The organism is Rhodomicrobium lacus (assembly GCF_003992725.1).
In the GTDB taxonomy this organism is placed as follows: Bacteria; Pseudomonadota; Alphaproteobacteria; order Rhizobiales; family Rhodomicrobiaceae; genus Rhodomicrobium; species Rhodomicrobium lacus.
In genome coordinates, this window is the sequence record NZ_RZNF01000003.1 from 1 (window position 1) to 21,180 (window position 21,180).

Consider the following 21,180-nt stretch of genomic DNA (forward strand, 5'->3'; position numbering starts at 1 on the left):
GGCTGCGCGCTCTCGCTCAAATGTCAAATTCAAAAGCTCCACTAGAATCATGATGTTGCTAGTGGTCTTTTCGATTCCGACATTTGCTCGCAAGCGTGCCGCAAACGGATGCAAATGTCGGAATCGGATCACTAGTACTTGTAAAGGTCCGACTTGAACGGCCCTTCGACCGGCACGCCGATATACTCGGCCTGCTCCTTCGAGAGCTGCGTCAGGTGTACGCCAAGCTTTTCGAGGTGCAGACGCGCGACCGTCTCATCGAGATGCTTCGGCAGCACATAGACCTTGTTTTCGTACTTGCCCTTGCCCGAGTTCGTCCAAAGCTCGATCTGCGCCAGAACCTGGTTCGAGAACGACGCGCTCATGACGAAGCTCGGATGCCCCGTCGCGTTGCCGAGGTTCACGAGACGGCCTTCGGACAAAAGTAGGATGCGGTTGCCGCCGGGGAACTCGATCAGATCGACCTGCGGCTTGACGTTGGTCCACTTGTAGTTCTTCAGGCTCGCGACCTGGATTTCATTGTCGAAATGGCCAATGTTGCAGACGATGGCCATGTCCTTCATCTTGCGCATGTGCTCGATGGTGATGACGTCCTTGTTGCCGGTCGCCGTCACGAAGATGTCGGCCTTGTCGGCAACCTCGTCGAGCGTCTGCACGGCAAAGCCGTCCATCGCCGCCTGAAGCGCGCAGATCGGGTCGATTTCGGTCACGACCACGCGCGCGCCAGCGCCGCGCAGCGACTGCGCCGAGCCCTTGCCGACGTCGCCATAACCCGCCACCACAGCAACCTTGCCCGCCATCATGACGTCGGTCGCGCGGCGGATACCGTCCACGAGGCTTTCGCGGCAGCCATAGCGGTTGTCGAACTTCGACTTCGTGACGCTGTCGTTCACGTTGATGGCCGGGAAGGCGAGCGTGCCCTTCTTTTCCATCTGGTAGAGGCGAAGCACGCCGGTCGTCGTCTCTTCGGACACGCCCTTGATGTTGGCCTTCACCTTGGAATACCAGCCGGGGGTCTTCGCGAGGCGCTTCTTGATCGTCTTGAAGAGGCTTGCCTCTTCCTCGCTATGCGGGTTTTCGAGCACCGCCGGATTCGTCTCGGCTTCCGCGCCGAGGAGCACGATCAGCGTCGCGTCGCCGCCGTCGTCGAGGATCATGTTGGCGGTTTCGCCGTTCGGCCATTCGAGAATGCGGTCCACATAGTCCCAATATTCATCGAGCGTCTCGCCCTTCACCGCGAAGACGGGCGTTCCGCGCGCGGCGATGGCGGCGGCGGCGTGGTCCTGCGTCGAGAAGATGTTGCACGAGGCCCAGCGGACTTCGGCGCCGAGCGCCTGAAGGCTCTCGATCAGCACGGCGGTCTGGATCGTCATGTGCAGACAGCCCGCGACGCGCGCGCCCTTCAGCGGCTGTTCCTTGCCGAACTTCTCGCGCACGGCCATCAGGCCCGGCATTTCCGTTTCGGCGATATCCAATTCCTTGCGGCCCCAGTCCGCTAGGCTTAGATCTTTGACAATGAAATCGTTCGACACAGGCTTCTCCCAGGCTTGTTTGCCACAGCGGCAAGATGGTTTGAGGCAGTCGTATCCCCTGTCCTGTAGAAAAGCAATAAAGACATAAACATTGCTTTATGTCGTCCCCGCCTTCCGCAACTTGACGTTTCGACTCCGGCTTCCAGATTCCTACCAACCCCAAGCGAAGGATTTCCAACATGCCTGCCCTAGCCGCTCGCCTGCTTTTTCTGGCGGTTCTGCTCCCGTTTTCGCTTCCTGCCCTCGCGCTCGACGACACCCCGCAGAACCGCGAGGCGCAGGCCGAACGTTATCTCGCGGCCGTGCCGCCGAAATCCCAGATCGCCGATACCGTGGCGGGCATCGCGGAGACGTTGCCCCCCGAGCAGCAGGAGCAGTTCAAGGCGCTCATGCTCAAATATTTCGACATCGACAAGGTGTCGGTGGCCATCAGGCAGGCTATGGTGAAGACGTTCACCGCCGACGAATTGAAGGCGCTTGCCGATTTCTACGGCTCGCAGGTTGCCAAGTCCGCCGTGGGCAAGATGGACGCCTACAGGGCCGAGGTTCTGCCGGCAACGGAGCAGGAGCTTCAGGCGGCGATTGCCAAGGTCCAGGCCGAACTGCACCCGCAGGGAGCGGGCGACGCCAAACCCGCCGAAGAGCCGAAGAAATAACGCCGAATGCGATTGGTGCCGCTCGAAAGCCCGCGTCTTGCGCGCTCTCGAAGCGGCTGCCCGCGCGCTCGCGCAAGGTGAGCGATCAAGGCGACGATGAAGCACGCGGTTGAGCCCGCGCCGCAATTTTCGCCACGATGCGCCCGCCTTCGCGGCGATCATGTCCAACTTCTGCCCAGGCAGACGCGTAATCCGTCGGCTGAATTTTGGTGATGAGGATGCCCATGAAACACGCCGCCGCTTTCGCGCTCGCCTGCCTGTTCGCGACGAACGCCGGGGCCGCAACCACGACCTACAAGATCAGGGACGTGTGCAGGTTCGACATGGAACAATATTGCAAGGACATCAAGGCCAAGCGTTTGCGCGACCTAAAGGCGTGTCTCGCAAAGAACGAGCGGAACCTGCTTCCGCGCTGCCAGGACCATTACAAGGAAGCGAATTAAATCCGTCTGCGTCAAATCGGACCCGATCCGACGGAGACTCGCTGCCATTTCTGAAACCGCATGGCGTCGTGCCGCTTCCCGCTTGCGGCGCCACGCTGGTGCGACGCTCTCCGCGCAATGCCTGGATGGTCTCGACCGGTCTGGCGGGGACGTCGCTGGCGTTTCGAGCGAAGCCAACCGGACGCCTGAATAAGCGAAGCCGGAACCTGCGCCCCGACGCGGGGCTTCACGCTGCCATCTGGGGCTTCCCCCTTCCAATCTTTACAAAAAATCCGCGACATGTTGGCGCGCACCCTGCCCGCTTCGCGAGAGAATTTCGCGCTTTGCGTGTTTGGAGCGCAATTTTTTGGCGTCTTGGGAGATCCATGCGCACTTTGTTCAAACCTGCTCTCTTTGAAAAATGAGCTTCTCTTTTTAGTCGTTCTAAACTTTGACCTCGCTCAACGCACACCCCTGCGCAATGGCGCGAAATGGGCTGCCTTTCAAAAAGGGAGTGGGCTCATGAACAGAATTTTCTCCGTGGCATTGGGACTTGGTCTCATGCTGCCCGCGGTGGCGTTGGCAGACGATTTGCGCGCCGATGCAAATGCCGTCTTCAAACCGATTCCGTCGATCGTTCCGGCGGTGAAGGATAATGCCGTCACGCGCGACAAGGTCGAACTCGGCAAGATGCTGTTCTTCGATCCGCGTCTTTCCCGCAGTCAGATCATCAGCTGCAACAGTTGCCACAATCTCGGCACCGGCGGCGTCGATGCGGGGCCCACGTCCATCGGTCACGGCTGGCAAAAAGGGCCGCGCCGCGCGCCCACCGTGTTGAACGCGGTGTTCAATGTCGCCCAATTCTGGGATGGCCGCGCCGAAGACCTCAATGCTCAGGCGAAGGGCCCGGTGCAGGCGAGCGTCGAGATGAACAACACGCCCGCCAATGTCGTCGCGACGCTGTCCGCGATGCCGGGTTATGTGGATGCGTTCAAGAAGGCGTTTCCCGGAGAGAAGGCACCGGTCACCTTCGATAATTTCGCAAAGGCCGTGGAGGCATTTGAAGCCACGCTCATCACGCCTGCCGCGCGCTTCGACCAGTTCCTCGAAGGAAATGAAACGGCCATCGACGAAACCGAGAAAAAGGGCCTTCGCCTGTTCCTCAACAAGGGGTGCGCGGCCTGTCACAACGGCATCAATGTCGGCGGTAACGGCTACTATCCGTTCGGCGTGATCCAGAAGCCCGGCGCGGACATCCTGCCGGTCGGCGACAAGGGCCGCTTCGCTGTCAGCAAGACCGCCTCGGACGAATATGTTTTCCGTGCGGCTCCGCTGCGTAACGTCGCCCTGCGTGCGCCCTATTTCCACAGCGGGCAGGTGTGGTCGCTTGAGCAGGCCGTTGCCGTCATGGGCGACGCGCAACTCGGCGAAAAGCTGACCGACGAGGAAACGAAGCTGATTGTCGCCTTCCTCAAGACATTGACCGGCGAGCAGCCGCGCGTCGAACTGCCGATCCTGCCGGTCCGCACGAACGACACGCCGAAGCCCGAATAGAACAGAGACGCCCGAAGCGGACGGAACCGTTTCGGGCGTTCCCGTCGGGCGCGGCTTCCACGGACTCGCGCCTGACGACCGCATCGAAGCGCATCCCGATTAAAGCGGCGGCGCCCCGTTCGCGAGGCCGCTCCTGATCGCCGCATAAGCCTTTATTGCGAACATGTCCGTCATGCCCGCCACGAAGTCGCCGGCTGCGCGAAGCCGCGCCGTATCGTCGGACAGCGACGCGGCCCGTGCTTCGAGACGCATTTCGGCGGGATTGGCGGCAAAATGATCGTAAAGCTCGCGCAGAATCGCCTGCGCATCCGTCATCTTCTTCACAATGTCGCGGTGCTTGTAGACCCGCGCGAACAGAAAGCGCCGCAGTTCGCCGATGCCTGCGGCCATGCCGTCCGAAAATTGGGCGAGGGGCGCGGGGGCGGCGCGGACGTCCTCGATGGATGACGGCGTGGCCGCGGCGATCCGCGCGCGCGTCTCGGCAAGCACATCCTGCACCATAGCCGCGACCATGCGCCGGTTCATTTCATAGACGAGCGGCGCGTCGGCGAGATCACCATAACGCCCGCGCACCTCCGCCAGCATCCGCGCGACGAGCGGCACGTCTTCCATTTCGCGAACGGTGATGTAGCCGGCGCGGAAGCCGTCATCGATGTCGTGATTGTTGTAGGCGATATCGTCGGCGAGCGCCGCGACCTGACCTTCGAGCGGCGCCTGGGTATCGAGACGCAGATCCTGTTCGCTGGCGTAGGCCCGGATTGCGAGCGGCAGACCGCTTGCAGCGTAGCGCGCGAGTGGACGGCCATCGGCGGCGACGAGCGGGCCATTATGCTTGACGATGCCTTCCAGCGTCTCGAACGTCAGGTTCATGCCTCTAAACGCCGCGTAGCGATGTTCGAGCAGCGTGACGATGCGCAGGCTTTGCGCGTTATGGTCGAAGCCGCCGATGGAAGCCATCGCCTCATTCAGCGCGTCCTCGCCCGCATGGCCGAACGGCGGGTGGCCAAGGTCGTGGGCGAGCGCGATGGCTTCGGTCAAATCTTCGTTAAGGCCGAGCGCACGCGCCAGCGTCCGCGCAATCTGGGCAACTTCGAGCGTATGGGTGAGCCGCGTGCGGTAATGGTCGCCCTCGTGATAGATGAACACCTGCGTCTTGTGGATCAGTCTGCGGAAGGCGGTGGAGTGAATGATGCGGTCCCGGTCGCGCTGATAGACGTCGCGGGTCGGGCAAGGCGCCTCCGGATGAAGCCTCCCGAGGCTCGCTTCGGCATGGGCCGCGTAGGGTGCAAGCTCCGTCATGATCCCGTCTCCGATGTCTCCTCCGGGAAAGTTCCCGGCCCCCGCGCGGTTGACATTGACGCGCGAACATCCAAACTGAGGTCAAGGTTCAGGAGAGGCGAACAATCGTCATGACCACGGATGCCAACATAAGCGTGAGCGAGCGGGCCGCCAACCGTATTCGGGAGATCGTAGGGCCTTCACAAGGCGAGAATGCGTTGCGCATCAGCGTGCAAGGCGGCGGCTGCTCGGGGTTCAGCTACAATTTCGAGATCGTTCCCGCACCGGCAGAGGACGATATCGTGATCGAGAAATCCGGCGCGCGCGTGGTCATCGATCCCGTGTCCGTGCCGTTCATGACAGGTTCCGAGATCGATTTCATCGACGACCTGATGGGCTCTTCCTTCAAGATCACCAACCCGAACGCAACCGCCTCCTGCGGATGCGGCACGTCTTTCTCGATCTGACACGCCGTGCTCACCGTCGCCACGTGGAATGTAAACTCCATCAAGCAACGCGAAACCGCAGCGGTGCAGTGGCTGAAGCGCGCGCGCCCTGACGTGCTGTGCCTTCAGGAAATCAAATGCCAGACCGAGGCTTTCCCGCGGAGCGTGTTCGAGGATCTCGGATATAATTGCGCCGTCATCGGGCAGAAGTCGTTCAATGGCATCGCCATCCTGTCGAGATTTCCGATCGACGAAACCGTCGTCGGCCTGCCCGGCGACGACACGGACGAGCAATCGCGCTACATCGAGGCGGTGCTGTCGCTTCCCGGCGGCGGTGCATTTCGCGTGGCGTCTGTCTACGCGCCGAACGGCAACCCCGTGGCTTCGCCGAAGCTCGATTACAAGCTCGCATGGCTCGCCCGTTTCAAGGACCACGCCGAAACGCTTCTCGCCTATGAAGAGCCTTTCGCGCTCGCGGGAGACTACAACATCATTCCGCGCGGCATCGACGTCTATAATCCGGCCGCCTGGTCGGAAGACGCGCTGTTCCGCCTCGAATCGCGGCAGGCGTTCCGCCGCATTCTCAACCTCGGCCTCGCGGACGCGGTCGAGACCTGCAATTCCGGCGGAGGCCAATTCACCTTCTGGGACTATCAGGCGGGCGCCTGGCAGAAAAATCTCGGCCTGCGCATCGATCACATCCTGCTGTCGCCGCAGGCCCTCTCAAGGCTTCGCTCCGCAACTATCGACCGCACGCCGAGAAGCTGGGACAAGCCCTCGGATCACACGCCCGTTCAGGTCACCCTCGGTATGTGACGCAATGCCCCGATGGAGGGGGCTCGGCCGTCATCGATGCGCAGCGCTTGCCGCTCCTTGACCGCTCGCAACTCCCGTAGGTGAAGCCAAACCATCCTCGCGAAGACGAAATTTCCGCGAAACTTCAAGCTGCGGCGATTCAAAAACCTGACATTAATCCTCGCACGTGCTAATCCGCAGCTAAGTCAATTCCACACCCCCCGCTCATGTTCAAAGCCATCAGGAATACATACCGACTGACGAAGGCCGGCGCGACGCTCGCATGGTACGGCGTGGGATTCGTCCCCGACTACGTGACGCTTCCCGCGCCGCTCCGCATCCTGCGCGCAGACGAGCGTGAATCGGGCGCGAAACGCCAGGCCAGAGGCGAACGGCTGGCGAAGGCGATCCGCGCGCTCGGGCCGACCTATATCAAGCTCGGGCAGTTTCTCGCGACAAGGCCCGATGTGGTGGGGCCTCATCTCGCCACGGCGCTCGGCTCGCTTCGCGATCGCTTGCCGCCGTTCTCGGTCGACAAGGCTCATCATGAGATCGAAGCCTCCTTCGGCAAGCGCTGGCAGGACGTGTTCGTGGAGTTCGGACCGCCTCTCGCAGCGGCTTCCATCGCGCAGGTCCACAAGGCGGCCGTGCGCACGCCGGGAGGCAATACCCGCGCCGTTGCGGTCAAGATCCTAAGGCCCGACGTCGAGAGGCGCTTCGAACGCGACCTCGAAAGTTTCTATTTTGCGGCGCATACGGCGGAGAGGTTTTCGCCGCAAATGAGGCGCCTGCGGCCGGTTGCTGCCGTCGACACACTGGCGCAGTCGGTCGTGCTGGAGATGGATCTGCGCCTCGAAGCCGCCGCGATTTCGGAGATGGCCGATAATATCGCCAAAGGAGGCGATGTCGGCTTTCGCGTGCCGCGTGTCGACTGGGAACGCACGTCGAAGCGCGTGCTGACGCTCGACTGGATCGACGGCATCCCGCTCACGAATATCGAGGCCATTCGCGCGGCCGGCGTCGACATGGAAGCGCTCGGGCTGACCGTCATCCAGTCGTTCCTCAAGCATGCCATTCGCGACGGCTTCTTCCACGCAGACATGCATCAGGGCAATCTGTTCGTCGATCCGCGCGACGGCGCGTTAATCGCGGTGGATTTCGGGATCATGGGGCGGCTCGGTCCCAAGGAACAGCGCTTTCTCGCGGAAATCCTCTACGGCTTCATCACCCGCAACTACTACCGCGCGTCGGAGATTCACTTCGAGGCCGGTTACGTACCCGCGAACCAGAGCGTTGCCGCTTTCGGTCAGGCGCTTCGCGCCATCGGCGAGCCGATCATGGGGCGTCCCGCAGAGGAGATTTCGATGGCGCGTCTTCTGACGCAACTCTTCGACAATACCGAAGTGTTCCAGATGAAGATGCGGCCGGAGCTTCTGCTTCTTCAGAAGACCATGGTGGTCGTGGAAGGCGTCGCCCGCTCGCTCGATCCGAAGCTCAATATCTGGGTCGCGGCGGAGCCGGTGGTTCGCGAATGGCTGACGAGCCAGCTCGGGCCGCGCGCGCAGATCCGCGATGCCGTGTCGAACGTCAACGCCCTGGCGAGCGCGCTCAGGCAGGCGCCTGACCTTATCGAGCGCGGCGCGAAGATCGTCGATGCCCTCGATCCAGACAAGCCGCGAGAAACATCGCCAAGGCCCAGCCGGTGGCCTATCGCGGTGCCGCTGTGGCTTGCGACGGGTGCGCTTGTCACCATCGCCGCGAAGCTTCTTTTCCCGTGACCCGCTGTTCCGTGACCCGTCTTGCATCGTGAGATGGCTGGGGAGCTTCTGCTTCTCCGCATCGCAAGACGCGCCAACGGCCTGTATTCGAATACTTCCAGCGCAACCCGCGGCGCTTGACTGGCTGTCCAAGCTTTTCCACAAACAAATGCCGAGATCGACGCTCGCCTGTTCCCCTTCGATCCTTTTTAGTTTATGGTTTGTTCCATCAATTCTCTAAGGGGAGGCGTCGCGTGGAGCCGTCCATCGTCTGTCCGAATTGCCGGTCCGAAATCAAGCTGACCGAAACCTTGGCAGCCCCCCTTCTCCAGAAGATCCGGGCCGAAAGTGAAGAGCTTGTGCGCCGGAAGGAAGTCGACTTCCAGAAGCGCGAAGCGGCGATCCGCGCGCAGCAGAACCAGATCCGGGAAGCGAAGGACGCGCTGGAGGCCGAGGTTGCCGAGCGGGTAGCGGCGGAGCGCAGGAAACTCGTCGAGGAAGAGGCCCGCAAAGCGCGGGCGGCCGTTCTGATCGACCTTCAGCAAAAGGCGCGAGAGCTTGAGGAAGCGCACCTTCGCAACAAGGAGCAGGCCGCAAAGCTCGCCGAGGCACAGAAGGCGCAGGCGGACGCCGTTCGTAAGGAGCGCGAACTTGAGGATGCCCGCCGCGAACTTGATCTGACGATCGAACGCCGGGTGGCGGCACAGCAGTCCGAGATTCAGGCGCGTGCCCGGAAGGAAGCCGAGGAGCAGCTACTGCTGAAGGTTCAGGAGCGCGAACAGACGATCCATGCCATGCAGAAGCAGATCGAGGACTTGAAACGCAAGGCCGAGCAGGGCTCGCAGCAGCTTCAGGGCGAGGTGCAGGAGTTGCAGCTCGAAGCGCTTTTACGCGCGGGGTTTCCGCACGACATCGTCACTCCGGTGCCGAAGGGCGAGTTCGGGGGCGACGCCATACAACAGGTGATGACCCCGTTCGGCCAGGACTGTGGCAAGATCCTTTGGGAATCCAAGCGGACACGGAATTGGAGCGACGGATGGCTCGCCAAGCTGCGCGACGATCAGCGGATGGCCAAGGCCGATGCGGCGATCATCGTCAGCCACGCGCTCCCCAAGACGATCGAGACCTTCGGGCAGATCGATGGGATCTGGGTCGTTTCGCCCAAATGTGCGGTGGCGATGGCGATAGCCGTCCGTCATTTGCTCATCGAGGTCGCAGGCGCGCGAAAATCGGCCGAGGGACAGCAGACCAAGATGGAGGCGATGTATCAGTATCTCACCGGCCCCCGCTTCAGACATCGGGTGGAGGCCATTGTCGAGAAATTCGCCGAAATGCAGGCCGACCTGGAGCGCGAGCGCAAAGCGATGCAAAAGGCCTGGGCCAAGCGCGAGACGCAGATCCGTGGTGTGATCGACGCAACCGCGGGCATGTATGGTGACATGCAGGGCATCGCGGGGCGGTCGCTCCAGGAGATCGATGGCCTCGACTTCGGTCACGACAAGGACGTCGAGTTGGGCCGGCCCGATCAGGGAAGGATAAGGCTGCTCAATTCGGACGGCGCATCCTGAGACCGGTTCAGCCTGCGGTAGCTCCCATGCCGCCGGGCCTGCAACTCACATTCTTGGTTCACCAGAAGTCTGCCGAGCACTTCCGACAAAGCCCGCACCGAGACGTGCAGGGTGTAGCAGCGTATCAGCGCAGGGCGGGCGTGCCGAAAATCCATCCGTGATAGTGCAGGACCGCACCCCACGCGATGACGGCAACAGCCACCGGCCCCCAGGCAATCGACTTCAATCTCAGGGTGGCTCTGTTTTCGATCAGGGCGAGGAAAGGAAAGAAGGAGGTTCGGGCCTCAAAATCGGCCCATCCGGGAACGGAAGCGCGTTTTCGTCGCTGCTGGAGCCAGCTGCCGATCAGCGCCGTGGCTGCAAAACTGCCAAAGAACGCAAAACCGCGCCACGTCGACTGGGAAATCATGTGGGTCAGAGCCCATATCGCGACGCCCCACATGACGGGATGCCGGGTTATGGCGAAGATGCCGTTGGCTATGTCCGGATTTTCGAGGCTGTTTGCCGAGCCAGGCGACGATGGGTTCGGGGTCAGGACACCGGCAAAGATGAGGACATACGCGAAAAGGATCAGAAAGGCTTTTATCCACAGCCACCAGGCCGGAATGAGCCACAGCTTTGCGCCATAGTTCGCCGCGTTGAATTCTCTGGCCAGAAGCCACAGCAAGATCACCGAAAGGACAGAGAAAATCGCCGTGTACACACCCTCCCCTACCATCGCGAGCGCTCTTGGCCGAACGGGTGTCGACGGCAGGAGATGGAGAGTGAAGAAGGCGGCCGATGCGATGTACAAGGCGGTCGATGTAACCATGCTTTCTTCCCCCGAACGGTCCCGCGAGTGCCGTTTTTATGGCGACTGGATGAGGTGTTTTTTGCCCGTCACAATACGAGCGGAAGAGCATTCACGCCATCCGCCGGCAGTGACCGAACGCCATAGGCCCCTGCGCTCGGCTCGCCCGTCGGATTTAGAGCGTGCGCCGCATCCCGATGCAATAGAACCGGGGAGAACCAGGGATACCCTGCTAAGCTGCCTTGCTCGTAGGGACACCCTTATCGGTGAGAAACTTCTGCAGTTCGCCCGACTGGAACATCTCGGACACGATGTCCGCGCCACCTATGAACTCTCCCTTGACATAGAGCTGCGGGATCGTTGGCCAGTTCGTGTAGGTCTTTATGCCATTGCGAATGCCGTCATCGGCCAGGACGTTGATGTCCTTGTAGGTGACACCGAGGAAATTCAGAATTTGCGAGACGCGGCCGGAAAAACCGCACTGCGGAAACTCCTTGGTCCCTTTCATGAAGAGCACCACGTCGTTTGTCGTGACCTGATCCTTGATCCAGCTCTGGACGTCTTCGCTCATGCTAGCCTTCCTTTGCGATGTCGTAACTAAAAGGTGTCAACCGCGCGCGGAAAAACAAGGCGCGGCGACTAGATCTGCCCCGCGGAACGCCGTTACTCGCCGGGAAGTCTGGTGGTAAGCGCCAAGGCGTGCAACTCGCCGCCCATGCGGCCCTTGAGCGCCGCATAAACCAATTGGTGCTGCTGCACGCGTGACTTTCCTGCGAAAGCGGCCGATGTCACGAGCGCCGCATAATGATCGCCGTCGCCTTTAAGCGCCTCGATCAGCACTTCGGCATCCGGCAGGTGCTCCTTGATCAGGCGCTCTATTTCGTGAGCCTCCATAGGCATCGGCGACACTTCTCCTTCAATTCATGTGCCGAGAGATTACAGGCGAATTGCTGCATTGCGCAACAAGCGCCGACACCGGACCGCCGCATGCGGTTCAAAGGCACGTGATCGGTGAGAGTGCAGCGCGCCCGTGGAGGCATGTGGCCTGAAGCAACGGTCGGCGGCGAGACGACCGTCTCGGTGGCCACCGTTGACGACATCCGGCAGACATCGGCGAATAACCGAAGGCAGTGCGGCGCAATCACGCTCCCGGCAACCCCCGAAAGCAAGCCGTGCTCCAGCCATCGGCGTCGTCTTCGCAGGTAAATTGACGGCGCCTGAAAGCGTCAGGCTATAGATCGGACGCAGAACGGCTCCAGCGCGCGTCCGCGAAGTGTGAAGCGGTTTTCCGAGAAGACAGGCGACAAAACAAATTGATAGAGCACGCCTTGTTTCAAGAGAGCGGGCAAGCCCTGGCGCATCCCGCTTCAGAGACTTCCAAGGGAAAGACAAGGCGACGTCGTAATCCGACGCGGCTTTCGTGGTCCAATGCACGCGTGGTCCATGCACGCTCCATCAACAGATAGGGGGTATCGTGCCTTGTCCGCACAAGGCGGCAGAAAGGCGCTCGCGCTCTGCAAGTTCCATTCAAGTCTGCTGTGCTTTTCTCAAGCAAGCAGTTGACGCCTCGCAAAGCCTCGCTATGATCCAGCTTCCCGATGCGAGTGCCCCAGTGGCGGAACGGTAGACGCGGCAGACTCAAAATCTGTTGCCTGCAAGGGCGTGCTGGTTCGAGTCCGGCCTGGGGCACCAAATCGAGCGATCATTCATGTACGCAGCATTGTTGAAGAAGACGAGGCTCATCCTTCTCGGAACGGCAGCGTTGCTCGCTGGCGCGCAAGGCGCCGCCGCTGGCCCCGCGCTTCTCACCGAACCGGCGACAGGTCTTGTCATCTACGCCGAAGACGCCGACCTGCCATGGCGGCCTGCCTCGCTCACAAAGCTGATGACGGCCTATCTCGCTTTCGAGGCGATCCGTGACGGCAGGCTGTCTCCCGAGGACATGCTGACGTCCACGGCGCTTTCGCGCAGCCAGCCCCCCAGCAAATTCGGCCTTCCGCTCGGCGCGCAGATCAAGGTCGATCTCGCCATCAAGGCGCTGATCGTCAAATCCGCGAATGACGTTGCGATCATGATCGCCGAAAAGATCGCCGGTTCGAGCGAAGCGTTCGTCGAGATGATGAACCGCACGGCAAAGCGGCTCGGCATGACGAACACGAGGTTCGTCAACCCGAACGGCCTGCCGCAATTCAACCCGGACGGCACCGAAACACCCGACCAGGCGGTTACGACGGCGCGAGACATGGCGCTCCTTTCGAACATGATCCTCAAGGAGTTCCCGCAATACGCGCCCATTTTCTCGATGACCGAGGTTCGCGTCGGCAACCGGCTTCTTGCGTCGCACAACAGCATTCTCAAGCGTTACGACGGGGCGGACGGCATGAAGACCGGCTTCGTCTGCGCGGCGGGATATAATGTCGTGGCGAGCGCAACGCGGAACGGTCGCCAGCTCGTCGCCGTGGTGCTCGGCGAACGCTCGTCCGGGGCGAGGACACTCCGCGCAGCGGCGTTGTTCGAGCACGGCTTCGAGATCTATCCCTGGAAGGCGGTGCTCGCTCCGACGCTCGCGACCTGGCCCGTCGAAACACCCGAAGGCGCGCAACCCGCCGACATGCGCGGCATTGTCTGCAGCGGCCGCAAGCCCGCCGTCAGCGCGAAACAGAAGCCCAAGCGCCCCGCATCGCAACCCGGACACGGCGCATCCGGCGCGAAACCGAAAGCCGTGCAGGCACCGGGGGATCAGAAGAAGCCTGTGCCCAAGGCTGCCCATCCCGGTGCGGCAGACCCTGCCGCCGCCCGCACAAACGGGTGAACGGGTGAACGGTGAACGGTGAACGGTGAACGGTGAACGGTGAACGGGTGAACGGGTAAGCATCGCGGGTCAACCGGGTGCCGCTATCCCGGCATTCCCCTCTCGCCCGATACGCTTTGCAACGGAGCGCGCCCGGAAAAGTGTGCCGCGGTTTTCCGTCACGATGCGCGACACGACAAATAGATAGATAAATCAAAAGCGGATACGCACTGGAACGCCGAGCAGGAGCACCGCGCAACCTCTCGCCACCGGACCGAGCGAGGAGATGCGGCAGCCCGCCCCGTGCTCGACCGCGCGCTGCATCGCTCCGAAGAGCCGCGCAATTCGCCCCGGGAGACGCTGAACAGCGCCATGCCGCGTCCGACGCAACGGCGCTGTCGGTCCCAAGCCTTCCAAAAGGATTTCGCCCCCTGCGGGAGGAATCGAAGTGGAAAACGCCGTTCACCCCGATGATCATGGCTTTTCCATCGAAATTGATGCTTGAGACATCAGCCTTAGGGGTTTAAATTCACAATCGTAGCCTTTGCGACCCCAATCGCGAGGTTTGCCTTCAGGCTTTGACGCGTTTTCGCCACGCGAGACAATCCGTTCGAAAGCGTCCTGAAAGCCTCGTGCGCAAATGAAACGCGGTGCGGTTGTCGATCAGCTCCCTGCGTCAAATCGAGTCCGATTTGACGGCGGGCCGATCCAGAGTTCGAGGGGGAAGTTCGGTGCTTACCGGAGCCCAGTTGCGCGCTGCGCGCTCGCTTATCGGCATCGACCAGAAAACTTTGGCCGATCAGGCCGGCGTTTCCTTGCCGACCGTTCAGCGCATGGAAGCAAGTCCCGGCATCGTTCGCGGCGTGGTCGACAGCCTTACCAAGATCGTCGAAGCGCTGGATCGGGCGGGCGTCGAACTCATCGGAGAGGGAGCCGTATCGAGCGGCGGCGGGCGCGGCGTTCGCCTCAAGAAGCCGCCGGAGAGGGCCGAGGAATGATCGGCGCGGGCTGGCAGCTTCAGGCGCTTTTTGCCGCGCTCGCGATCTACGCGGGAGCAGCGCTCACTGCGGTTTTCGTGCCCCGGCGCTGGCTCGGTTTCGTCTACGTGGCCTCCATGGTCGCGGCTTCGCTCGCCGTTGTCGCCGACGTTTCCGCCTTCTTCAGTGAAGTCACGCTGAAGGAGCACTTGCCGGTCGGCCTTCCGGGGGTCGGCCTCCACATTCGTCTGGACAAGCTTTCTGCCTTCTTCGGCTTCGTCGTGAATGTCGGCGTGCTCATGGTAAGCCTCTACGGCACGGGCATCAAGCGCGACGACCTTTCAAAGCGCGTGGAGCCGCTCTATCCCGCGTTCTGTGCCGCGATGAACGCCGTGCTCCTCGCCGACGACGCGTTCGGTTTCCTTTTCTTCTGGGAACTGATGTCGCTGTCGTCGTGGGCGCTCGTCGTGTCGCGGCATGCCGACCCCGACAACCGCAAGGCCGGCTACGTCTATCTCATCATGGCGGCGGGCGGAACGATGGCGCTGCTGTTTGCCTTTGGCGGCCTCGCCGGTGCGTCGGGCGGCTACGCGTTCGACACGATGCGCGCGAGCCACCTGACGCCGCTCGTCTCGGCGCTGGTCCTCGGCGCAGCGCTGTTCGGCGCCGGGTCGAAGGCGGGCATCATGCCGCTTCACGCCTGGCTGCCGCTCGCCCATCCCGCCGCACCGAGCCACGTTTCCGCGCTCATGAGCGGCGTCATGACAAAGGTGGCGATCTATGCAGTCATCCGCGTGGTTTTCGACCTGCTCGGCGATCCGCAATGGTGGTGGTCGCTGCCGTTCATCCTGCTCGGCGCGGCTTCGGCTGTCGGCGCCCTCCTCTATGCCGTGCAGGATCAGGATCTGAAGCGATTGCTCGCCTACTCGACCATCGAGAATGTGGGCATCATCTTTGCCGGCCTCGGGCTCGCCATCGCGTTCAAATCGTCGAATATCCCGCCGGCGGCGGGGATCGCGCTCGCCGCCGCGCTGATTCATGCGTTGAATCACTCCTGGTTCAAATCGCTTCTGTTTCTCGGCGCGGGCGCAGTGTTGCACGCAACCGGTACGAAGCAACTCGACAGGCTCGGCGGCCTCATCCATCGCATGCCGAAGACATCGGCTTTCTGGCTTATCGGCGCGCTGGCCATCTCAGCGCTACCTCCTCTTAACGGCTTCGTCTCCGAATGGCTGCTGTTTCAGGCTGTGCTGACCGGACCCGTCTTCCCCGAACCTATCCTGCGTTTCCTGTCGCCCGTGCTCGGCGCGATGCTGGCGCTCGCGGCCGGGCTCGCTGCCGCCTGCTTCGTGCGCGCTTTTGGGACCGTGTTCCTTGGCCGCCCTCGCAGCCCCGAAGCGGCAAACGCGCATGAAGCACCGTTCACGCAGACGCTCGCCATCGGACTGCTTGCCCTTCTCTGCATTCTCGGCGGCCTCCTTGGCGGGTTGACGGCGTTCGCGCTGAACCCGCTGCTCGTCGAGTATGCCGGAGGCGCCGCCGCGATCAACACGCAGACCGGCCCCACGCCCTTCTCGCTCATCGCCTTCGATCAGGGCCGCGCGATCTACGACGCGCCCATGATCGCGCTTTTTGTCGCCGTGTCGTCGCTCACCACCATGGCCGCCGTGCACCTGTTCGCCACGCGCAAGACGCGGCGCTCGCCCGCATGGGACTGCGGCTTCCCCGATCCTTCGCCAGCGACGCAATATACCGCGTCGAGCTACAGCCAGCCGCTGCGCCGTGTCTATGGCGGGGTCGTCTACAGCGCGACCGAGACCGTCGACATGCCGCCGCCCGGGAGCTTGCGCGAAGGTCACTTCCGCATCCGCTTTGCGGACTATCTATGGCGCTTTCTTTACGCCATGCCCGCCAAGGCGCTCTGGGCGCTTTCGGAGCGTTTCGACCACATCCACTACCTGACGATCCGCCGCTATCTCGTGCTGATGTTCTCCACGCTGATCGTGCTGCTCGTCATAACCGCGACGTTCATGTGATGCCCGCAACCGTTCAATCCTTCATCGCTCAGGGCGCGCAAATGTTCTTCGTGCTGGCCATCGCGCCTGCGGTGACAGGCATCACGCGGAAGGTGAAGGCGCGCCTGATGCGACGGCGCGGACCCTCCATATTCCAGCCCTACCGCGATCTTCTGAAGCTCGTGCGCAAGGAGTCCGTACTTGCGCCGAACGCGACGTGGTTTTTCCGTTCCGCGCCTTACATGATCTTCGCGTTCACCTGGGTTGCGGCGGCGCTGGTGCCGACGCTCGCCTCGGGGCTGATGTTCAACTGGGCCGCCGACGTCGTCGCCCTCGTCGCGCTGATCGGAGCGGCCCGCGCGCTGCTAGCGCTCGCCGCGATGGACGCAGGGACAGCCTTCGGCGGCATCGGCTCGTCGCGCGAAATGATGATCGCCTCGCTGGCAGAGCCCGCATCGCTTCTCGTCGCGCTCACCATCGCATTCGCGGCGGGCACCACGCGGCTGCCCGAAGTGGCGCAGTTTCTCATCTCGCAGCCGATCGAGATCCGCGTCTCCTTCGCGCTGGCCTTCGTCGCGCTTGTTATCGTGGCGATGGCGGAAAATGCCCGCATCCCGGTCGACAACCCCGCCACCCATCTCGAACTCACCATGGTGCACGAGGCGATGGTGCTCGAATATTCGGGACGCCACCTCGCCATGATCGAGGCCGCCGGACACCTGAAACTCACGCTCTACATTTCGCTCATCATCTGCCTGTTCCTGCCTTTCGGCATGGCGCCGTTCGACGGAAGCGCCGCTGCATGGGCCATCGGCATCGGCACCTATCTCGCCAAGCTCGTGCTGGCGGCCGTCGCGCTCGGCGTGTGGGAAGTCAGCATCGCGAAGATGCGCGTCTTCCGCATGAGCGAGTTCCTCGGCGGCGCATTCATCTTCGCCTTCCTCGCAATCCTGCTCGAATTCCTGTCGCGTGAGGTGCAGCGGTGACCAACGCCTATGACATCGCACACTTCCTTGCGGGCATGATGCTCGTCTGCAGCTTCACGCTCCTTTATCAGGATCGTATTCTTGCGGTGCTGAACACGTTTGCGGTGCAAGCGATCATGCTGTCGCTCGCCGTCGCCTGGCAGGGCTATGTCCGCAACGCGCCGGATCTGTTCATCACGGCGGCCATGGCTTTCGGCCTCAAGGGCATCATCATCCCCGTCGCGCTCAACCGCATGGTCGAGAAACTCGGCATCAAGCGTGACGTCGATCAGGTGGTCAATGTCGGCGTCGCCATGTTCCTCGGTCTCGGGCTGACGAGCCTCGCGCTCCTGCTCGTGCTGAAGGTCACGCCGGGCGCCGCGTCTTTCACGCGCGAAGGGCTGGCGCTCGCGCTCGCGATCATCCTGCTCGGCTTCCTCCAGATGATCCTGCGCCGCAATGCCGTGACGCAGATCGTCGGCTTCATGTCGATCGAGAACGGCCTCATCCTCGCGGCGACCGGCGCGCGCGGCATGCCGCTCGTGGTCGAGGTAAGCGTCGCGTTCTCCGTGCTCATCGCGCTGTTCGTCTTCGCGGTGTTCCTGTTCCGCATCCGCGAGCGCTTCGACAGCGTCGACGTGGAAAGCCTCGACAAGGTGAGAGCGGCGAGGGCGCATCGATGAACGAGGCCGTTTATGCCGTCGTCGGCATCCCGTTCCTGTCCGCAATCCTGCTCGCGCTGAGCCCGAGCTATCGGCTGACCGCGCTCGGCAACGTGCTCGCCTCGGGCCTCGCCTTCGCGGCGGGGCTTTCCTTCCTCGCGCTGCCGCCCGTCACCGAGACCTATGTCATCCTCGACGACCTCAACAAGTTCTTCATCATCTTGAACACGCTCGTCGGCTTCACCACGTCGCTCTTCAGCCGCAGCTACATCCGTCACGAGATCGAAACCGGCCACCTCACGCCGCTGTTCGTGCGCTTCTACCATGCGATGTTCCAGGGGATGATGGGCGCGATGAACCTCGCGCTGCTCGCCAACAACATCGGCCTGATGTGGGTGGGCCTCGAATTCGCGACGCTCATGACCGTCATCATGGTGGGCATCTACCGCACGCCCGCCGCGCTCGAAGCCGCGTGGAAATACTTCATCCTCGGCATCGTCGGCATCTCGCTCGCCTTCTTCGGCACGATCCTCGTCTATCTCGCGGGACAGGGCGTTCTCGGCGAAGGCGAGGCGGCGATGACGTGGAGCGAGCTTCTCAAGATCGCGCCGCAACTCGACGCGCCGCTGCTCAACATCGCGTTCATCTTTCTGCTCGTCGGCTATGGCACGAAGGTCGGCCTCGCGCCGCTGCATGCGTGGCTGCCCGACGCCCACGCCGAAGGACCGACGCCGATTTCAGCCGTGCTGTCGGGCCTGCTCCTCAACGTCGCGCTGTTCGCGCTGCTCCGCTTCAAGATGCTGATCGCGGCGAACCCGCACGCGCTCGAACCGGGGCCGATCCTCATCACCATGGGCCTCGTGTCGCTGATCTTCGCTGCGTTCATGCTCTACCAGCGGCAGGACATCAAACGGCTGTTCGCCTATTCCTCCATCGAGCACATGGGCCTCATCACCTTCGCCTTCGGCCTCGGCGGCCCGCTCTTGAACTTCGCGGCGCTGTTGCACATGGTGATGCACAGCCTCACGAAATCGGCGATCTTCTTCGCGGTCGGCCATGTCACGCAGGCGAAAGGCACGCAGGAACTGTCCGCCATTCGCGGACTGTCGGTTTCAAACCCGGTGCTCTCGGTCGCGCTCGCGGCGGGGGTGATCGCAATTTCCGGGCTGCCGCCGTTCGGGGCGTTCATGAGCGAATTCCTGATCCTCACCTCCACCTTCGCGCGCGAGCCGTTGCTCGCCCTTGCGGTGGCATTCGGCCTGCTTGTCGCGCTGGGCGCGCTGCTCATGCGTCTTCAGGACATTCTCTTCGGCGAACCGACCACCCCCAATCATCCCGTCAGCGCGGCATCGGCGCCGATCTTCGTCCATCTGTCGCTGATCCTGATCGCGGGGCTGTTTCTGCCCCCCGCCGTCGTCGTCTGGTTCAAGCGCGCTGCGGAGACGCTCGGATGATCACCCTGAACGAGAGAGGTGCCGATACGGATCCGGTTGCGCTCGCCGACGCGATCCGCGCCGCGCTGCAGGTTCGCGCCGACGGTTTCGCCCGCATCGAAGCAGACACGGCGCTTTGGATCGGCCTTGCCAGAGGCTGTGCCGCCGGCTGGCAAGATCTCGGCGCGCTGTGGATCGACGATCACCACGTCCGCATGGCGCTTTGGGATGCCAGGGAGAACTGTCGCGCCATCGTCTCGCTCACGCTCAAGGCGGGCGCTTACCCGTCCGTCGGCCTGCATCATGCGCCAGCGCTACGCCTCGAACGCGCGATGCGCGACCTCTACGGCGCGATACCGGAGGGCATTCCCGACGAGCGCCGCTGGCTCGATCACGGCGTCTGGCCGGGGCGGGAGCATGAGCCGGGCTATCATTTCCTCGCCGTCGATGGCAACGGCCTGCATCAGATCCCCGTCGGCCCGGTGCATGCGGGGATCATCGAGCCGGGGCATTTCCGCTTCACCGCCAACGGGGAGACGGTCGCGCGGCTCGAAGCGCGGCTCGGCTATGTGCACAAGGGCGTCGAAGCGCTGGCGCAAGGCGCGCCGGTCGAAAAGGCCGCGAGACTAGCCGCGCGCATGTCGGGCGACAGCACCGTTGCCTACAGCTTCGCGTTTTCGCATGCGGTCGAGGCCGCGCTCGGCTGGGACGTGCCGCCGCGAGGACAAATCCTGCGCGGCGTGATGGCCGAACTCGAACGGCTCTCGCACCATGTCGGCGATGTCGGCGGCATTTGCAACGACGCAGCCGTCGCGGCGCTCCTCGCCCGCTGTTCGCTCATCCGCGAAGACATCCTGCGCACGCAGGATGCGCTTTTCGGCCATCGCATGATGATGGACGCCGTCGTGCCGGGCGGCGTCGTCCGCGACATCGACGCGAGCGGCGCGGCGGCGATCCTCGCGCTGTTGGAGCGCATCGAGACGGGTTTCCATCGCGTGATCCGCGCCTACGACCAGTCGCCATCGCTGCAAAACCGCACGCACGGCACCGGCATCGCGGAGCCCGATTTCATTCGCCAGTTCGCGGCGGGCGGCTTTGTCGGCCGAGCCGGCGGACGCGCCTTCGACGCGCGCAGGGCCTTCGCCTATCCGCCTTACAACGCGGTCGCCTTCAAGGTGCCGACGCGCGAGGAAAGCGACGTGGACGCGCGCATCTGGATTCGCATCGAGGAAATCGCCGAAAGCGCCGCCATCATCCGCCAATTATTGGGCCGGCTCGAAGACGGCCCGATCCGCGCTGCTCCTCCGCCTTTTCAGCCGGGCGCGGGCGCGGCGCTGGTGGAAGCCTTCCGCGGCGACCTGTTCGTTGCCGTGCGCATCGAGGATGAAGGCCGCATCGCACACATGCACGCGCGCGACGCCTCCTGGTTCCAGTGGCCGCTGCTCGAAACCGCGATCAAGGGCAACATCGTCGCCGACTTCCCGTTGTGCAACAAGTCGTTCAACTGCTCCTATTCGGGCGTGGATCTTTAAGGACACA

At 62.8% G+C, this 21,180-nt stretch carries 20 protein-coding genes and 1 tRNA gene; 15 read left to right on the forward strand and 6 right to left on the reverse strand.

Features of this window, described 5'->3' with window-relative positions:
- Positions 1-131 precede the first annotated feature (131 nt).
- Positions 132-1,532, reverse strand: a complete 1,401-nt coding sequence (gene ahcY, locus EK416_RS04750; protein ID WP_127076366.1) for an adenosylhomocysteinase — start codon at positions 1,530-1,532, stop codon at positions 132-134.
- 179 nt (positions 1,533-1,711) lie between these two features.
- Between ahcY and EK416_RS04755 the strand changes: the two genes are divergently transcribed.
- On the forward strand, positions 1,712-2,188 hold the full coding sequence (locus tag EK416_RS04755; protein WP_127076367.1) for a DUF2059 domain-containing protein: 477 nt from the start codon (positions 1,712-1,714) through the stop codon (positions 2,186-2,188).
- An 85-nt stretch (positions 2,189-2,273) separates the two neighbouring features.
- On the opposite strand, the gene EK416_RS17670 is transcribed toward EK416_RS04755, so the two are convergent.
- Entirely contained in the window at positions 2,274-2,414 is a 141-nt protein-coding gene (locus EK416_RS17670) for a hypothetical protein (protein WP_164729869.1), read from the reverse strand.
- Between EK416_RS17670 and EK416_RS04760 the strand changes: the two genes are divergently transcribed.
- Both EK416_RS04760 and EK416_RS04765 read left to right on the forward strand, forming a co-directional pair.
- A complete protein-coding gene (locus EK416_RS04760) occupies positions 2,413-2,631 on the forward strand; it encodes a hypothetical protein (protein WP_127076368.1) in 219 nt (72 codons plus the stop codon). The genes EK416_RS17670 and EK416_RS04760 overlap by 2 nt on opposite strands.
- A 501-nt stretch (positions 2,632-3,132) precedes the next feature.
- Positions 3,133-4,164 (forward strand): cytochrome-c peroxidase, encoded by a 1,032-nt coding sequence (locus EK416_RS04765; RefSeq protein ID WP_127076369.1) that lies wholly within the window; start codon positions 3,133-3,135, stop codon positions 4,162-4,164.
- A gap of 99 nt (positions 4,165-4,263) precedes the next feature.
- Here the strand turns inward: EK416_RS04765 and EK416_RS04770 are convergent, their stop codons facing one another.
- Complete coding sequence (locus tag EK416_RS04770) at positions 4,264-5,463, reverse strand: deoxyguanosinetriphosphate triphosphohydrolase (RefSeq protein WP_127076370.1); 1,200 nt, start codon at positions 5,461-5,463, stop codon at positions 4,264-4,266.
- Positions 5,464-5,573: 110 nt separating this feature from the next.
- Between EK416_RS04770 and erpA the strand changes: the two genes are divergently transcribed.
- The 4 genes from erpA (at position 5,574) to EK416_RS04790 (ending at position 10,008) form a co-directional block, all read left to right on the forward strand.
- Complete coding sequence (gene erpA, locus EK416_RS04775) at positions 5,574-5,909, forward strand: iron-sulfur cluster insertion protein ErpA (RefSeq protein ID WP_127076371.1); 336 nt, start codon at positions 5,574-5,576, stop codon at positions 5,907-5,909.
- A 6-nt stretch (positions 5,910-5,915) separates the two neighbouring features.
- Complete coding sequence (gene xth / locus EK416_RS04780; protein WP_127076372.1) at positions 5,916-6,704, forward strand: exodeoxyribonuclease III; 789 nt, start codon at positions 5,916-5,918, stop codon at positions 6,702-6,704.
- A gap of 206 nt (positions 6,705-6,910) precedes the next feature.
- On the forward strand, positions 6,911-8,461 hold the full coding sequence (gene ubiB / locus EK416_RS04785) for a 2-polyprenylphenol 6-hydroxylase (RefSeq protein ID WP_127076373.1): 1,551 nt from the start codon (positions 6,911-6,913) through the stop codon (positions 8,459-8,461).
- A gap of 233 nt (positions 8,462-8,694) precedes the next feature.
- On the forward strand, positions 8,695-10,008 hold the full coding sequence (locus EK416_RS04790; RefSeq protein ID WP_127076374.1) for a DUF2130 domain-containing protein: 1,314 nt from the start codon (positions 8,695-8,697) through the stop codon (positions 10,006-10,008).
- 124 nt (positions 10,009-10,132) lie between these two features.
- On the opposite strand, the gene EK416_RS04795 is transcribed toward EK416_RS04790, so the two are convergent.
- The 3 genes from EK416_RS04795 to EK416_RS04805 all read right to left on the reverse strand — a co-directional run bounded on the left by EK416_RS04795 (position 10,133) and on the right by EK416_RS04805 (position 11,698).
- Positions 10,133-10,819, reverse strand: coding sequence for an NnrU family protein (locus EK416_RS04795; RefSeq protein ID WP_127076375.1), 687 nt, complete (start codon positions 10,817-10,819; stop codon positions 10,133-10,135).
- A gap of 211 nt (positions 10,820-11,030) precedes the next feature.
- The gene (grxD, locus tag EK416_RS04800) at positions 11,031-11,369 is read right to left on the reverse strand and encodes a Grx4 family monothiol glutaredoxin (protein WP_127076376.1); all 339 of its coding nucleotides are present in this window, start codon (positions 11,367-11,369) and stop codon (positions 11,031-11,033) included.
- Positions 11,370-11,461: 92 nt separating this feature from the next.
- The gene (locus tag EK416_RS04805) at positions 11,462-11,698 is read right to left on the reverse strand and encodes a BolA family protein (protein WP_127076377.1); all 237 of its coding nucleotides are present in this window, start codon (positions 11,696-11,698) and stop codon (positions 11,462-11,464) included.
- A gap of 706 nt (positions 11,699-12,404) precedes the next feature.
- Here EK416_RS04805 and EK416_RS04810 point away from each other — a divergent pair.
- From EK416_RS04810 to EK416_RS04845, 8 genes are all read left to right on the forward strand, one after another.
- Positions 12,405-12,490, forward strand: a tRNA-Leu gene (locus EK416_RS04810).
- Between the two features lie 16 nt (positions 12,491-12,506).
- Complete coding sequence (locus EK416_RS04815) at positions 12,507-13,610, forward strand: D-alanyl-D-alanine carboxypeptidase family protein (protein WP_127076378.1); 1,104 nt, start codon at positions 12,507-12,509, stop codon at positions 13,608-13,610.
- A 710-nt stretch (positions 13,611-14,320) separates the two neighbouring features.
- The gene (locus EK416_RS04820; protein ID WP_037236944.1) at positions 14,321-14,587 is read left to right on the forward strand and encodes a helix-turn-helix domain-containing protein; all 267 of its coding nucleotides are present in this window, start codon (positions 14,321-14,323) and stop codon (positions 14,585-14,587) included.
- Entirely contained in the window at positions 14,584-16,602 is a 2,019-nt protein-coding gene (gene hyfB, locus EK416_RS04825; protein WP_127076379.1) for a hydrogenase 4 subunit B, read from the forward strand. The genes EK416_RS04820 and hyfB overlap by 4 nt, the downstream gene beginning before the upstream one ends.
- The gene (locus EK416_RS04830) at positions 16,602-17,567 is read left to right on the forward strand and encodes a respiratory chain complex I subunit 1 family protein (protein WP_127076380.1); all 966 of its coding nucleotides are present in this window, start codon (positions 16,602-16,604) and stop codon (positions 17,565-17,567) included. Before hyfB ends, EK416_RS04830 begins: the two co-directional genes overlap by 1 nt.
- Positions 17,564-18,229, forward strand: a complete 666-nt coding sequence (locus tag EK416_RS04835; protein ID WP_245433944.1) for a hydrogenase-4 component E — start codon at positions 17,564-17,566, stop codon at positions 18,227-18,229. Before EK416_RS04830 ends, EK416_RS04835 begins: the two co-directional genes overlap by 4 nt.
- Positions 18,226-19,662, forward strand: coding sequence for a hydrogenase 4 subunit F (locus EK416_RS04840; protein WP_127076381.1), 1,437 nt, complete (start codon positions 18,226-18,228; stop codon positions 19,660-19,662). Before EK416_RS04835 ends, EK416_RS04840 begins: the two co-directional genes overlap by 4 nt.
- On the forward strand, positions 19,659-21,173 hold the full coding sequence (locus tag EK416_RS04845; protein WP_181952118.1) for a hydrogenase large subunit: 1,515 nt from the start codon (positions 19,659-19,661) through the stop codon (positions 21,171-21,173). Before EK416_RS04840 ends, EK416_RS04845 begins: the two co-directional genes overlap by 4 nt.
- The last annotated feature ends 7 nt before the right edge of the window (positions 21,174-21,180 follow it).

Excerpts from the sequence above, each read along its gene's own strand:
- EK416_RS04755 (WP_127076367.1), top strand. The coding sequence starts at position 1,712 with ATGCCTGCCCTAGCCGCTCGCCTGCTTTTTCTGGCGGTTCTGCTCCCG.
- EK416_RS04760 (WP_127076368.1), top strand. The coding sequence starts at position 2,413 with ATGAAACACGCCGCCGCTTTCGCGCTCGCCTGCCTGTTCGCGACGAAC.
- EK416_RS17670 (WP_164729869.1), bottom strand. The coding sequence starts at position 2,414 with ATGGGCATCCTCATCACCAAAATTCAGCCGACGGATTACGCGTCTGCC.
- EK416_RS04765 (WP_127076369.1), top strand. The coding sequence starts at position 3,133 with ATGAACAGAATTTTCTCCGTGGCATTGGGACTTGGTCTCATGCTGCCC.
- EK416_RS04770 (WP_127076370.1), bottom strand. The coding sequence starts at position 5,463 with ATGACGGAGCTTGCACCCTACGCGGCCCATGCCGAAGCGAGCCTCGGG.
- erpA (WP_127076371.1), top strand. The coding sequence starts at position 5,574 with ATGACCACGGATGCCAACATAAGCGTGAGCGAGCGGGCCGCCAACCGT.
- ubiB (WP_127076373.1), top strand. The coding sequence starts at position 6,911 with ATGTTCAAAGCCATCAGGAATACATACCGACTGACGAAGGCCGGCGCG.
- EK416_RS04795 (WP_127076375.1), bottom strand. The coding sequence starts at position 10,819 with ATGGTTACATCGACCGCCTTGTACATCGCATCGGCCGCCTTCTTCACT.
- grxD (WP_127076376.1), bottom strand. The coding sequence starts at position 11,369 with ATGAGCGAAGACGTCCAGAGCTGGATCAAGGATCAGGTCACGACAAAC.
- EK416_RS04805 (WP_127076377.1), bottom strand. The coding sequence starts at position 11,698 with ATGCCTATGGAGGCTCACGAAATAGAGCGCCTGATCAAGGAGCACCTG.
- EK416_RS04815 (WP_127076378.1), top strand. The coding sequence starts at position 12,507 with ATGTACGCAGCATTGTTGAAGAAGACGAGGCTCATCCTTCTCGGAACG.
- hyfB (WP_127076379.1), top strand. The coding sequence starts at position 14,584 with ATGATCGGCGCGGGCTGGCAGCTTCAGGCGCTTTTTGCCGCGCTCGCG.
- EK416_RS04830 (WP_127076380.1), top strand. The coding sequence starts at position 16,602 with ATGCCCGCAACCGTTCAATCCTTCATCGCTCAGGGCGCGCAAATGTTC.
- EK416_RS04840 (WP_127076381.1), top strand. The coding sequence starts at position 18,226 with ATGAACGAGGCCGTTTATGCCGTCGTCGGCATCCCGTTCCTGTCCGCA.
- EK416_RS04845 (WP_181952118.1), top strand. The coding sequence starts at position 19,659 with ATGATCACCCTGAACGAGAGAGGTGCCGATACGGATCCGGTTGCGCTC.